11 protein-coding genes are annotated in these 12,509 nt (G+C 63.2%); 5 read left to right on the forward strand and 6 right to left on the reverse strand.

The genetic code is table 11. The features are described 5' to 3' along the window. The first annotated feature begins 115 nt into the window (after positions 1–115). Together B8115_RS21715 and fhuE are read left to right on the forward strand one after the other, a co-directional pair. Positions 116–322 (forward strand): cold-shock protein, encoded by a 207-nt coding sequence (locus tag B8115_RS21715; RefSeq protein WP_010629974.1) that lies wholly within the window; start codon positions 116–118, stop codon positions 320–322. Positions 323–601: 279 nt separating this feature from the next. Then, complete coding sequence (gene fhuE, locus B8115_RS21720) at positions 602–2,737, forward strand: ferric-rhodotorulic acid/ferric-coprogen receptor FhuE (RefSeq protein WP_010629975.1); 2,136 nt, start codon at positions 602–604, stop codon at positions 2,735–2,737. A 72-nt stretch (positions 2,738–2,809) separates the two neighbouring features. On the opposite strand, the gene B8115_RS21725 is transcribed toward fhuE, so the two are convergent. Continuing rightward, positions 2,810–3,421: an NAD(P)-dependent oxidoreductase gene (locus B8115_RS21725; protein WP_010629976.1), complete on the reverse strand. Its 612-nt coding sequence runs from the start codon at positions 3,419–3,421 to the stop codon at positions 2,810–2,812. A gap of 149 nt (positions 3,422–3,570) precedes the next feature. On the opposite strand from B8115_RS21725, the gene B8115_RS21730 reads away from it, so the two are divergent. After that, the gene (locus B8115_RS21730; RefSeq protein ID WP_010629977.1) at positions 3,571–3,942 is read left to right on the forward strand and encodes a helix-turn-helix domain-containing protein; all 372 of its coding nucleotides are present in this window, start codon (positions 3,571–3,573) and stop codon (positions 3,940–3,942) included. Here the strand turns inward: B8115_RS21730 and B8115_RS21735 are convergent. The 5 genes from B8115_RS21735 to B8115_RS21755 form a co-directional block, all read right to left on the reverse strand. Continuing rightward, on the reverse strand, positions 3,939–4,367 hold the full coding sequence (locus B8115_RS21735; RefSeq protein WP_010629978.1) for a hypothetical protein: 429 nt from the start codon (positions 4,365–4,367) through the stop codon (positions 3,939–3,941). The two genes, B8115_RS21730 and B8115_RS21735, sit on opposite strands and share 4 nt — an antisense overlap. A gap of 81 nt (positions 4,368–4,448) precedes the next feature. Then, complete coding sequence (locus B8115_RS21740) at positions 4,449–5,087, reverse strand: LysE family translocator (protein ID WP_010629979.1); 639 nt, start codon at positions 5,085–5,087, stop codon at positions 4,449–4,451. Between the two features lie 70 nt (positions 5,088–5,157). Beyond that, entirely contained in the window at positions 5,158–6,441 is a 1,284-nt protein-coding gene (locus B8115_RS21745) for a HAMP domain-containing sensor histidine kinase (protein ID WP_238539249.1), read from the reverse strand. Between the two features lie 49 nt (positions 6,442–6,490). Beyond that, a complete protein-coding gene (locus tag B8115_RS21750) occupies positions 6,491–7,177 on the reverse strand; it encodes a response regulator transcription factor (protein ID WP_010629981.1) in 687 nt (228 codons plus the stop codon). Continuing rightward, entirely contained in the window at positions 7,177–7,998 is an 822-nt protein-coding gene (locus B8115_RS21755) for a MipA/OmpV family protein (protein WP_010629982.1), read from the reverse strand. The genes B8115_RS21750 and B8115_RS21755 overlap by 1 nt, the downstream gene beginning before the upstream one ends. Before the next feature lie 329 nt (positions 7,999–8,327). Here B8115_RS21755 and B8115_RS21760 point away from each other — a divergent pair, with 329 nt between their 5' ends. Further along, positions 8,328–9,422 (forward strand): efflux RND transporter periplasmic adaptor subunit, encoded by a 1,095-nt coding sequence (locus tag B8115_RS21760; RefSeq protein ID WP_274517429.1) that lies wholly within the window; start codon positions 8,328–8,330, stop codon positions 9,420–9,422. Further along, positions 9,419–12,499 (forward strand): efflux RND transporter permease subunit, encoded by a 3,081-nt coding sequence (locus tag B8115_RS21765; RefSeq protein WP_010629984.1) that lies wholly within the window; start codon positions 9,419–9,421, stop codon positions 12,497–12,499. The genes B8115_RS21760 and B8115_RS21765 overlap by 4 nt, the downstream gene beginning before the upstream one ends. Positions 12,500–12,509: the final 10 nt, after the last annotated feature.

Consider the following 12,509-nt stretch of genomic DNA (forward strand, 5'->3'; position numbering starts at 1 on the left):
CAGCAGATGACAAGCGGCAGGCATCGACCAACCGACACCTGACCGCAAGGCTGCTGACACATCTGGGTAACACCGGAAATATGGCAAAGCGCGATGGCGCGGAAGGTTCGAGATTATGACGACAGGTACAGTGAAGTGGTTTAACGACTCCAAAGGCTTTGGCTTCATTTCGCCGAGCGACGGTGGAGACGACGTTTTCGCCCACTTCTCCGAGATTCAGGCTGAAGGTTTCAAATCCCTGCAGGAGGGTCAAACCGTCGAATTCGAGGTGACCCAAGGCAAGAAGGGCCTTCAGGCCTCCAACATCAAACAGCTCGCCTGAGTAAGCTCACGCGAGAGAGCCGCAAGGTTCGAACATCGAGGCCCGCGAAAGCGGGCCTTGTCGTTTTCGCCCCTCCCCTTTCATATCGCAACATACCGCAGAGCCCACCTTCAGGACCGATCTCACGCCACAATCGATAAATATTATCATCCTCATTGACAGATGGCCTAAACTTGCAGATCATTTTGCTTCTCATTATTAACTACCAAATCGAATAAGCGCCCACCTAGGCGCGGCTCAAGGGGTCCAATGAATACGTCATCGCGTCAAGCATCGAGCATGCTCCGGCCGCGGGAAGCCTCTATCGCTGCCATTCTCACGGCCGCCGCCCTGCTCGCTTCGGGCAGCGCTCTGGCACAGCCCCACGCTAGCGAATCCGAGTCGCTCGACACCCTCACTGTCACCGGTGAGAACCTCTACGAGAATATTGGCTATACGCGGCGCAGTACCGACGCAGGCACCCGGTTCGATCTGAGCCTGAAAGAAATTCCACAGGCGCTCAGCATCATCACCGAACAGCGCATTCAGGATCAGAACCTGCGCACCATAGAAGACGTACTCACCAACACTCCCGGCATTTCCGTACGCCAGATCGACAGCAGCCGAGTCAGCTTTTTCTCGCGTGGTTTTCGTATCAACAGCTACCAGTATGATGGCCTGCCCACCCTCAACGCCGATAACCGCTGGGACTTCGGCGAAGGTGGGCTGAACACGGCTATCTACGACCGTGTGGAGATCGTGCGCGGCGCCAACGGCCTGATGACCGGTACCGGCAACCCCGGGGCCTCAGTGAATTTCGTGCGCAAGCGTGCCGATAGTCGCGAGCTCACCGGTTCGCTATCGGGCTCGCTGGGTCGCTGGAACGAGCGCGGTACGGTAGCCGATGTCACCGTGCCGATCACGCCATCCGGCAACGTGCGTGCACGCTTTATCGGCGGCTACGAGGAAGGCGATGCGTTCCTCGACCGCTTCAGCGAGCGCAATCGGTTCGGCTATGCCGTGATCGATGCCGACGTGACAGAAAACACCACGCTCTCGGTCGGCTACGACTATCACCAAGGGCGCCACTCGTCACCGACCTGGGGCGGCCTGCCGCTGTGGTACAGCGACGGTGGTGAAGCGAATTATCGTCGTTCCTTCAGCGTGGCACCCGATTGGGCCTATAACGATAGGGAGTCGGAAAAGCTCTTTGCCGATGTCGAGCACCGCTTCGACAGCGGCTGGCAGCTTCGCGGCTTGGCAACCCACGCCGTGACGAACCTGGATTCCCGGCTCGCCTACCCCTACGGCTTCCCTGATCGGACCACCGGCGAGGGCGTCTATTTCTTCACCGGCTGGAATCGCGGCGAGCGCAAGGTGGATGCCGTCGATGCCTACGCCAGCGGACCTTTCGCCCTCATGGGTCGTCAGCACGAATTGGTGATCGGCAGTAGCTACAGCGAGCAGACCAACGACTACGAAAACACCTTCACGGCGGGCTTCGACGCAGGTAACTTCAACGACTGGAACGGCACCGCGCCCGACCAAGCGTGGCCGGACTTCGCCCCGTCGGAAGGCACCAGCGTTCGCCAGAAAGCTCTCTACAGTGCCGTGCGCTTCTCGCTGGCCGACCCGCTGACACTGATCCTAGGAGCACGTTACAGCGACTGGAGTGGTAGCAGTTGGACCGCTGCGGGAGGCAATGACTCCCAGGGGCAAACCGAGATCACCCCCTATGGCGGACTGGTCTACGACATCGACGACACCTGGTCGGCCTTCGCCAGCTATACCGAGATCTTTCAGCCGCAGGACTATCGCGATGCCGAGGGCCGCTTCCTCGACCCCGTCATCGGCAAGAACTACGAGACGGGTCTGAAGGCGGTCTGGTTCGACGGCATGCTCAACGCCTCCTTCTCGGTATTTCGCATCGAGCAAGACAACGTCGCCCAGGCCGATCCGCTCGTACCAGGCGCCACGCAGACCACCTACCACGCAGCGCGAGGCGTGGTCAGCAGAGGCGTGGATGTCGAGCTGAGTGGTGCCATGAGCGAAAATCTCGACCTGGCTTTCGGCGCAACGCACTACACGGCAACCGATACCGATGGCCCCTACAGCACCGATCAGCCGCGAACCCAGATAAAGCTGTTCACCAGCTACCGTGTTCCGCAGTGGCAACCTTTGACGCTGGGCGGCGGCCTCAACTGGCAGAGCCGCACCTTCGTTGAAGGCGCCGCCGGCCCGATCGGCCCCCAGCGATTCGAACAGGGTAGCTATACCTTGGCCAGCCTGTTCGGTCGCTACCAGTTCACACCGGAACTGGCCCTGCAGGTCAACGTCGACAACCTGTTCGACGACACCTATTTCAGCTACTTCGACGGCTACGGTGTGTATGGCGAGCCGCGTAGCGTAACCGCCACCTTGTCCTACTCCTTCTGAGTGCACTCACAGCAGAACGTCACGGTTCGAACGACAAGGCCCGCCTCGACGGGCCTTGTCGTACTTAGTCGCTCAGTAGCCCACCGTGAAGCGCTGGCACACATGGGCGGGGCGCTCGAGCTCATCGACCAGGGCAATGGCGTAATCCTCGAACGAGATGCTGGAGCCGTTTTCATTGGCCAGCAGCGCATCCTTGCCCAGGCGGAATTCGCCGGTACGCTCCCCCGGCACGAACAGTGCCGAAGGTGAAATGAAGGTCCAGTCGAGATCCTCGACGCCTTTCAGATACTCCAGGAAAGCCACGCCGGCGCTTGCCTCCTCGAAGTACTCGGCCGGAAAGCTGGGCTGATCGATCAAGCGCTGACCCGGCGCGACCTCCAGGCTGCCGGCCCCGCCCACCACCAGATAGCGCTTCACGCCGGCGTCACGCACCGCACCGACCAGGGTCTCGACATCGCTGGTGGCGAAATGCACCGAGCTGATCACGGCATCGTGCCCGCGCAGCGTATCGGCCAGCCCGGCTCGGTCATGCACGTCTCCCGGGTGAGCCATGACGCCCGGAAGGCGCTCGATGCGTTCGGGGTGGCGGGCGATGGCCGTCACCAGATGGTTGCGATCGGAGAGTTCCTTGAGGATACGGGAGCCGGCGTTGCCGGAAGCACCGATGAGAGCGACGTTGGCCATAGCTAAGATTCCTTTGGTTTGCTTTATGCACCTGGTCTACCTAGTAGACCTAAGCGGCAAGCTATGGTACTTCTCAACCATCCGCAAGAAGTCACCGCCGTGCGACCCGGTCACACCGTGATGACCCTTGAGCACTGACAGGAGCTTCCATGCCACTCCAAAAGCTGAAAAATTTCGAGCTCGAGGCCCCCTGCCCCATTCGCGACGTGCTCGACCGCATCGGCGATCAATGGAGCGTGCTCGTGCTGCTTACCCTGCGGCCCGGTACCCACCGCTTCAACGAGCTGATGCGCGAGATCGGCGACATCTCCAAGCAAATGCTCTCGCGTACCCTCAAGCGTCTGGAGCAGGACGGCTTCATCACCCGCACCGTCTACCCCGAAGTGCCCCCGCGGGTGGAGTACAGCCTCACCGAACTCGGCCACTCCTTCCTCGAGCCGATGCGCGCGCTGGTCGCCTGGGCCGACCAGAACCACCGCACCATCGCCGAGGCGAGAGAGCGCTATCGGGGTGGGAATTAAGTAAGCGGCGCCGCGCGCTGCGGATGGCACAGATAGCGAAGGTGAAGAAAGGGGATGAGCAGCGGGCTGGCGAAGATGCCCAAGGCAACAATGATCACCCACTCCGCCGGCTCCCAGCCCAGCGTCAGCAGCCCGACCAGCACCAGCGAGACGAGCGTCAACCCCGCTCCGGCGCAGGCCGCCCGCCACCACCACAGGGAGCGCTCGCGCCTAAGCAGGAATGCGACCGCCACGCACCACAAGCCAGCGATGCCCAGGGTACCGACGAACACGAAGAGGATGATCGCCACCTCCTGCATGCCCCAGGGAAAGCCCACCGTGAGCAGCAGACCCAGGCCGAACACGAGGCAGAACGCACTGACCGGTAGCGCCAGCAGGAGCATCTCGGCCACCACGAGGCCACGCTGCAGGCGGTCCCGGTTCATAAAGCCTCCAACCGACAGCTCAGCAAGACGCTGCGTGCTGGCCCCGAGCTCGGCACCACCGTCTCATTTGCTCGCACTGCTTCACTTGCTCGCACTGGTAGCAATCAGCGTGCCTCCGGCGCCCAGAAAGAGCCCACCTGTGGTGCGATGAAACGCCCGCAGCCTGCCGGGGCTGTCGAACCAGCGCCCCAGCCCCGCACCGGCGGTGGCATAGAGTGTCATCAGCGTGGTATCGATGACCAGCCAGGTCAGCGCCAGAATGGCGAACTGCAGCATCTGCGGCTCGCCAACGGTGATGAAGTTGGGAAACAGCGCCGCAAAGAACAGCAAGTCCTTTGGGTTGCCGATACCCACCAGAAACCCCTGACGGAACAAGCCACTGGTAGAGCGCACGCTGGCCAGCGCCGGCTCGCTGGCCGTGGCAACCGGTGAGCTGGGCGCGCTCAGCCAGGCCTGAAGTCCCAGATAGATGAGGTAAGCCCCGCCTAGCAGCTTCAGCACGAAGAAGGCCGTTTCTGAGGTGGCCAGCACCGCCCCGAGGCCCAGCGCGGAGAGCGTCATCAACACCAGCGAAGCCACGCCGCCACCGAGCACGGTGGCAAAGGCTCGGTGGCGGCCGAAGCGGAGGCCATGGGTGGTGCACAACAGCGCCACCGGTCCTGGAAAGATGATCAGGGCCGTGATCACGCCCACGTAGGTTATCCAGGTCCACCACTCCATCACGAAAGCCTCCTTGGCTCATTCATTGATCGCCGTGCCGGCGGGATATCAGCTTATCCTATCGATTGGCTCAAGGACGATTCAAAAGACGAAATCGCAGCCCCGGCTCGGCCGGCTCCGCCGTGAGTTGCCAGCCATGCGTCATGGCGATCTCCTGACAAATGGCCAGGCCTAAGCCTGCTCCATGGTCGCGCCGATGCGCAGCGCGCCAGAAGCGTTCGAACAGCAGCGGCAGGTGCTCTAGCTCAACGCCGAGCCCTGTGTCGCGCACGCTCAGCGTATCACCATTGATCTCCACACAGACGGTCGCCTTGGCAGGTGAATGCTGAATGGCGTTTTCCAACAAGTTCTTCAGCAGGGTGAAGAAGGCGGCACGATCGGCCTGCCATGCCACATTGTCTTCCCCTGCGAGTATTGTCACGTGCACGTCGGCTGCTTCCGACATGCGCTGCAAGTAGGAGGCGACTTCATGGGCGATCTCCTGAGGCCGGACGGTGGTGAAGTGGTAATTGTGCGCCTCGCTGGCTTCCGCCAAGAGCAGAAGTTGCTGCACTTGGCGCGTCATGTACTCGACGTCGCTCAATAGCGAGTCGCTGTCGTTCTTGCCATCCTCTCTCAACTCTATTTGAGCGCGGATCAGGGCCAGTGGCGTCTTGAGCTCGTGTGCCGCATTGCCCAGAAACTCCTGCTGCACGCGATAGCCCCGCTCGAGACGTTCCAGAGCTCGGTTGAAGCTATCCACGAGAGGCGCAATCTCCGCCGGCACCGCCTCGGTCTTCAACCTGGAGTTGAGGGAGCGCGGGGAAATGGCGGCAGCGGATTCCGAAACGTCGCGCAGCGGCTTGAGGGTGTAGCGCAAGGTGATGAAGGCACACAGGCCGAAGGCCATGAAAAGGACGATGCCAAATACCGTGATGCCAACGATCATTCGCGGCAAGGCAACCTTGTCGAGGATGCTCATGAACCGTGCACTGGCGGCGAACTGCAGAAACCACTGGCGCCCCTCATGCTGCAGGGGCTGCGTGGCGCCGTAGAAGATGTTGCCCTCATGCTCGAAGGTAAAGTGTCTGCTCGTCATACGGAGAAGATCATCGCCGGGTGGCCAGAACGCCTCGCCGGCGCTCGAGAAAGCCGCCACGTTGCCGGCGTCGTCCAGGATCCGATAGGCCGTTTCGCGCTGCGGTCCCTCATACAGCCAGGCACGGTCGTCCAGCCGCGAGTCGAAGCCGATGGGCCTGCCATCGCGGTCGAAGACGACGTTGTCCTTCAGCGCCTCCACGGCATTGACCAGATCCATCCGGGCCAGGAGGTTGGTCTGGGTCACCACCACTGCTGCGACCACCAGCAGCACCATACTGAGCGCCATGCCAGCTACGTAAGCCAGCAGGATCTTGAGGCTCAGGCTATTCAGCGACGGCGTCTTCACGAAGCGCATAGCCCAGCCCCCTGACGTTGACGATGCGCTGACGCGAACCGATGGCGAGCAGCTTGCGGCGCAAACGATGCAGGGCCACGTCCAGGGCGTTCGGCGTCACCGCCTCGCTCAGCCCCCAAGCCGCCGCTTCCAGCGCGCTGCGGCGCACCACCTCCCTGGGCTTGTGCAACAACAGCTGCATGATGTGCAGCTCCGTCGAGGAGAGGGTGACACTTGCGTCGCCACAGCACAGCATGCAGGCCTCGGGCCGCAGGGTCAGATCGCCATGGCTGGGGTCGAGCGAGTGGAACGCCACGGGCCGACGCAGCAGTGCCCGGACGCGAGCCACCATCTCGTCCATGGCGAACGGTTTGGGCAGGTAGTCGTCGGCCCCGGCATCGAGCCCCTGTACTCGGTCATGCAGGGCATCGCGTGCCGTCAATACGAGGCAAGGCACGCCGAGGCCGGCCTTGCGCAGCCTATGCAGCAAGCTGAGGCCATCGCCATCCGGCAACCCCCGATCGAGAACCAGGGCCTGGTAGGAGATCTGCTGAATCGCCGTCCAGGCGCTGTCGATGCGGCCGGCCACGTCCACGGCAATGCCAGCGGCCTCCAGCCCCTGGCACATCAGCCGGGCCAGGCGGTCGTGGTCCTCGACCAGGAGTATGCGGCTCATCAGAAGCGGTACATGTAGCCTAGGTAAACGCTGTTGGTAGTCGAGCGATCCACCAGCGGACTGTCCTTGATCTCATCCGCCAGGCTCATCACCCCGGCCCCTAAGAGCACGGAGTGGTGCTTGTCGAACATGTATACACCGCGCACCCCCGCCTCGATGTTGATAGCCGACTCCCCCGCATAGGCAGGGCGGTCGGGACGGGCTTCGCTTTCACGCACCCCAAAATAGTAGTCGACCGTTTTCTCGCCCTGCCAGCTTGCCCCAACGTGCGGGGTGAGCAGTACACGATTGCCCACCCGCCAGGTTCTCGCCAGGCCGAGACTGACGATCTGGCCGTTGCTGTTACCTGAAACGTCGGCCAGCCATTCGGCACTGACATCGACGAAACTGCTGCTCCACTCCACTACGCCCCCCGCCCAGAAGCCGCCTCTGCGCTTTTCCATGCCATTGAGGATCGGGGCGTCGCCCTCTTCGTAACCGCTTCCGTCGTACTCGCCGACGATACCGAAGTTGAGCTGTTGGGAATCGCCGATATCGAGACTCGGCAGCTTGAACTCGATCCGGGGGCCGAACAGATTCACGTACTGGTTCTCGAACTGGAGCAGCGGTAGCGCCGTATTGTCTCGTCCGATACCGGCATAAGGCTCCTGCGCGCTCATGACGCCGAGCCCCAGCGCCCAGGTCGTTGACGACTCGGCATCACCCGGCGCTTGGGCCAGCGCCGCTACCGGAACCCCCAGGCCAACGGCAAGCAACGCAACGGCCGCCACCCGCACGGCAGAACCATGAATGATCGAGACAAGCGGATTCGATGAAGGCATGTGGGTTTCTCACGCAATGTGGAAGGAACGCCAGTTACTTTAACTCTCGCCGCCGTTCCCTTACTGAAAACTTACCGGGAGACTCTCTTCGTTCCGCTACTTCGGTAAGTGTTCTGAAAGGCGTAGAAGTGGAGAGTCTCGTCTCAGCAGAGACGAGGACACAGAATGCTCCCACTCATCGATGTCATTCTCATTTCCTTCCTGTTCCGCCACCGTACGGCTGGCCATAAGCCGTCGCTGTCTTGCGGAGAGGCATGATGCTAAATACGCGCTCATTCACAGCCGCCGCAACCGGTGCACTGACCCTCGGCGTGACGGTCGTATGGCTCATGCATGCCTCCAGTAACGCTCCGCCCGTAGCAGCCATAGCGGTCGAGCAAGCCGCTCTGACCGTCACCGTGACCTCGCCGCGCCCCGCCATGCTGCCTATCCGAATAGCTGCAAACGGGAACGTCATGCCATGGCAGGAAGCCAGCATCGGTACCGAGGCGAACGGCCTGCGTCTGGCCAGCGTCGAGGCCAACGTGGGCGATGTCGTGCAACGTGGCCAGACACTCGCCACGTTCGCCTCCGATACGGTGAGCGCTGAACTGGCGCAGAGCCGCGCCGCCGTCGCCGAGGCCGAGGCGGCACTCGCCGAAGCCGAGGGCAACGCCCAGCGCGCCCGCCAGCTAGAGGCGTCGGGGGCGATGTCGGCTCAACTGATTTTCCAGCACATCACCACGGAGCGTACCGCGCGGGCTCGGCTGGAGGCGGCGCGAGCCATCGAGAACACGCAGCAGCTTCGCTTGGCCCAAGCCCAGGTGCTCGCCCCCGACGATGGCGTGATCTCGGCGCGCAGTGCCACGGTCGGTGCGGTGCTTCCTGCGGGTCAGGAGCTGTTCCGCCTGATCCGTCTCGGTCGGCTGGAGTGGCGGGCCGAGGTTGCCGCTTCCGAGCTGGAGCGGCTGCAGCCCGGCCAGAGTGCCAGGGTCACCCTTCCGGGAGGCCACGAATTGGAAGGACGCGTGCGCACGATTGCCCCACTGGTAGACGTGTCCACCCGCAACGGCCTGGTCTACGTCGATCTACCGATGAGCGACGTCGCTCGGGCGGGCATGTTTGCGCGCGGCGAGTTCGAGCTGGGAACACGCCAGGCTCTGACCCTACCGCGATCGGCGGTGCAGCTCCGCGACGGCTTCGGCTACGTGCACCGTGTCGATGAAGACGGCCGGGTGACGGAGTCGAAGGTCGGCCTGGGTCAGCACATGGGGGATAGGGTCGAAATTCTCTCCGGGCTCGAGCCTGATGCCCGCGTCGTTGCGTCGGGTGGCGCCTTCCTGGGCCACGGCGATCGGGTAGTGGAGATCGAGGGACTTGGCGAGGGAATCATCGCCGAGGGCGCGCCAGGGCTGACGACATCGCTAACGAGGGGGCAGCCATGACACTCAATACCTCCTCCTGGGCGATTCGAAACCCCATCCCGGTCGTGCTGCTCTTCGTGCTGTTGACCTCATTGGGGCTGATGTCATTCAGGGGCATGCCCATCCAGGACTTGCCGGATGTGGACATACCCCGGGTGGTCGTCTCCGCCTCGTTGCCGGGGGCTAGCCCCGCCTTGATGGAGAACGAAGTCGCCCGCAAGATCGAGAACGCCATTGGCGGGGTGTCCGGCGTCAAGCACATCATCACCACGCTGACCGATGGCCACGCCGAAATCGGCGTCATATTCCGGCTGGAAAAATCCATGCAGGAAGCGCTCGACGACGTGCGCGACGCCGTCTCGCGCATCCGCTCGGACCTGCCTGCCGAGCTGCGTGACCCGGTGATCCAGAAACGGGGGTTCTCCGACGACCCGCTCCTGCTCTACGCGGTGACCTCCGCCCAGTTGGACGAGGAGGCGCTGTCCTGGCTCGTCGATGACAGGATCACCAAGGCGGTGTTGACCGTGCCCGGTGTGGGCGAGGTACGGCGAATCGGCGGCGCCGATCGCGAAGTCCGCGTGGAGCTGCACCCGGATCTCCTGCTGGCACTGAACACGACGGCACTCGACATCTCACGCCAGTTGCGCCAGGCACAACTGGAAGCACCCGGTGGGCGCACGAACCTCGGCGGCGCCGAACAGGCCGTGCGCATCGTCGCCAACGTCGCCTCGGCGGCGGAATTGGCGGCGATGGAGCTGGCGCTCGTCGATGGCCGTCGCATCCGCCTCGACCAGGTCGCAAGCGTCACCGATAGCGTGGCCGAGCGGCGTACGGCGGCACTTCTCGATGGGGTGCCCGTCGTCGGCTTCGAGATGACGCGAGCCCGAGGATACGGCGAGGTAGACGTGGCCGAAGGCGTGAAGTCCGCTCTCGCCGCCTTGCAGGCGCAATATCCCCATATCGAGATCCACCAAGCCTTCGACTTCGTCGAGCCGGTAAGGGAGAACTACCAGGGCTCCATGCGCCTGCTGTTCGAAGGCATGCTGCTGGCCGTGCTGGTGGTATTCCTCTTCCTGCGCGACTGGCGGGCGACGCTGATCGCCGCCGTGACACTGCCGCTGTCGATCATTCCCACCTTCGGCCTCATGCACCTGATGGGCTTCTCGCTCAACGTCGTGACGCTGCTGGCGATCTCGCTGGTGATCGGAGTGCTGGTGGACGATGCCATCGTCGAGATCGAAAACATCGAACGCCATCTGCTGATGGGCAAGCCCCCGCGTCGCGCCGCGATGGATGCCGCGGCGGAAATCGGCCTGGCGGTGGTCGCCACCACCTTCACGCTGATTGCCGTTTTCCTGCCCACGGCCTTCATGAGCGGCACGGTGGGACGATTCTTCTTCCAGTTCGGCTGGACGGCCTCGGTGGCAGTACTGTTCTCATTGATAGTGGCACGCCTTCTCACACCGATGATGGCCGCCTACCTGCTGCGCAAACCCAGCCGAGGCCAGCACGAGCCAAAGTGGATTGCCTACTATCTAGTCGTCGCCAACTGGTGCCTGCGCCACCGCAAGACGACCCTCTTCGCGGCGGCAGCCTGCTTCGCCGGTGGCCTATGGTTGGCATCGACCCTGCCGGGCGCCTTCATACCGCCCGACGACACCTCCCAGACCCAGGCGACACTGACCTTGCCACCCGGAAGCACCCTGCCGGAAGCGATGCTGCTTGCCGAGCAGGCGCGCGCACGCCTGGAGGAGAACCCTTATGTCATGCGCGTTTTCGCCGCCGTCGGGGACGCTTCGAGCGGTGGCGATGCCGAAGTGACCCGCCTGGTGCTCACCGTGGGCCTGGCGGATCGCACCAGCCGTGCGGGCATCAAGCTGCAAGCGATCGAGCAGCAACTACGTGATGCGCTCGCCACGCTTCCCGGGGTGCGTACCCAGGTGGGAAGCGGCGATTCAGGAGACATCTATGAGCTGGCGCTGGTCGGCGAGGACAGTCGGGTGCTCGAGCAGCATGCCCGCGAGGTAGAGCGGGAGCTGCGTGCCGTGTCCGGTCTCGGCGCCGTGAGCTCGACGACCAGCCTGGTCAGACCCGAACTCATCGTACGCCCCGACTTTGCAAGCGCCGCCGACCTTGGCGTATCGGCCTCGGCCATCGCCGACACGCTGCGCATCGCCACGGTGGGCGACAACGACGAAGACTTGCCGAAGCTGAACCTCAGCGAGCGTCAGGTGCCGATCATGGTGCGCCTGTCGGATGCTGCTCGACAGGACATTACGACCCTCAGGCGCCTGCCCGTCCCCAGTGCGAGGGGGATGGTACCGCTCGAAAACGTGGCAACTCTCGAATGGAGCAGCGGGCCAGCGGAGATCACTCGGTACGACCGTCTGCGCAACGTCAATTTCGAGGTAGTGCTGCAGGGGCGTCCCCTGGGGGAGATCGAGCAGATCGTTCAGGCGCTGCCCAGCGTGCGCCAGCTGCCACCCGGCGTTCACCAGGCGGCGGCAGGCGATGCAGAGGAAATGGCCGAGATGGCAGTGGATTTCGGTATCGCCATGCTGACCGGCGTGCTGTGCATCTACATGGTGCTGGTGCTGCTGTTCGGGAGTTTCATGCAGCCGGTCACGATTCTCGTGGCGCTGGTGCTCTCCGTTCCCGGGGCTTTCCTTGCGCTGTTCATCACCCAGTCAGCGCTGTCGCTTCCCGCCATGATCGGCTTGATCATGCTGATGGGCATCGCCACGAAAAACTCGATCCTGCTGGTGGACTACATCATCATTGCCCTCCAGGAGCATGAGCTCGAACGCCGGACAGCTATCCTCGACGCCTGCCGCAAGCGTGTTCGACCGATCGTCATGACCACCCTGGCCATGGGGGCCGGCATGATGCCGATCGCCCTCGGGTGGGCGGGCGATCCCAGCTTTCGGGCCCCCATGGCCTTCGTCGTGATTGGCGGTTTGATCACCTCGACGCTGCTGAGCCTGCTGGTCATTCCAGTCGTGTACAGCTGCGTGGACGACGCCGTGCAATGGCTAGCGCAGTGGACCGCCAGGCGTCTCAGAGGCGAACGCCCGGCGGCCAGCCACGATGCCCCTTGAGCCTTCTGTT

It is taken from the genome of Halomonas sp. KM-1, assembly GCF_000246875.1.
Classification (GTDB): Bacteria; Pseudomonadota; Gammaproteobacteria; order Pseudomonadales; family Halomonadaceae; genus Halomonas; species Halomonas aerodenitrificans.

Bases quoted from the DNA above. Each gene is read 5' to 3' on its own strand.
- B8115_RS21715 (WP_010629974.1), top strand. From the start codon at position 116: ATGACGACAGGTACAGTGAAGTGGTTTAACGACTCCAAAGGCTTTGGC.
- fhuE (WP_010629975.1), top strand. From the start codon at position 602: ATGCTCCGGCCGCGGGAAGCCTCTATCGCTGCCATTCTCACGGCCGCC.
- B8115_RS21725 (WP_010629976.1), bottom strand. From the start codon at position 3,421: ATGGCCAACGTCGCTCTCATCGGTGCTTCCGGCAACGCCGGCTCCCGT.
- B8115_RS21730 (WP_010629977.1), top strand. From the start codon at position 3,571: ATGCCACTCCAAAAGCTGAAAAATTTCGAGCTCGAGGCCCCCTGCCCC.
- B8115_RS21735 (WP_010629978.1), bottom strand. From the start codon at position 4,367: ATGAACCGGGACCGCCTGCAGCGTGGCCTCGTGGTGGCCGAGATGCTC.
- B8115_RS21740 (WP_010629979.1), bottom strand. From the start codon at position 5,087: ATGGAGTGGTGGACCTGGATAACCTACGTGGGCGTGATCACGGCCCTG.
- B8115_RS21745 (WP_238539249.1), bottom strand. From the start codon at position 6,441: ATGGTGCTGCTGGTGGTCGCAGCAGTGGTGGTGACCCAGACCAACCTC.
- B8115_RS21750 (WP_010629981.1), bottom strand. From the start codon at position 7,177: ATGAGCCGCATACTCCTGGTCGAGGACCACGACCGCCTGGCCCGGCTG.
- B8115_RS21755 (WP_010629982.1), bottom strand. From the start codon at position 7,998: ATGCCTTCATCGAATCCGCTTGTCTCGATCATTCATGGTTCTGCCGTG.
- B8115_RS21760 (WP_274517429.1), top strand. From the start codon at position 8,328: ATGCATGCCTCCAGTAACGCTCCGCCCGTAGCAGCCATAGCGGTCGAG.
- B8115_RS21765 (WP_010629984.1), top strand. From the start codon at position 9,419: ATGACACTCAATACCTCCTCCTGGGCGATTCGAAACCCCATCCCGGTC.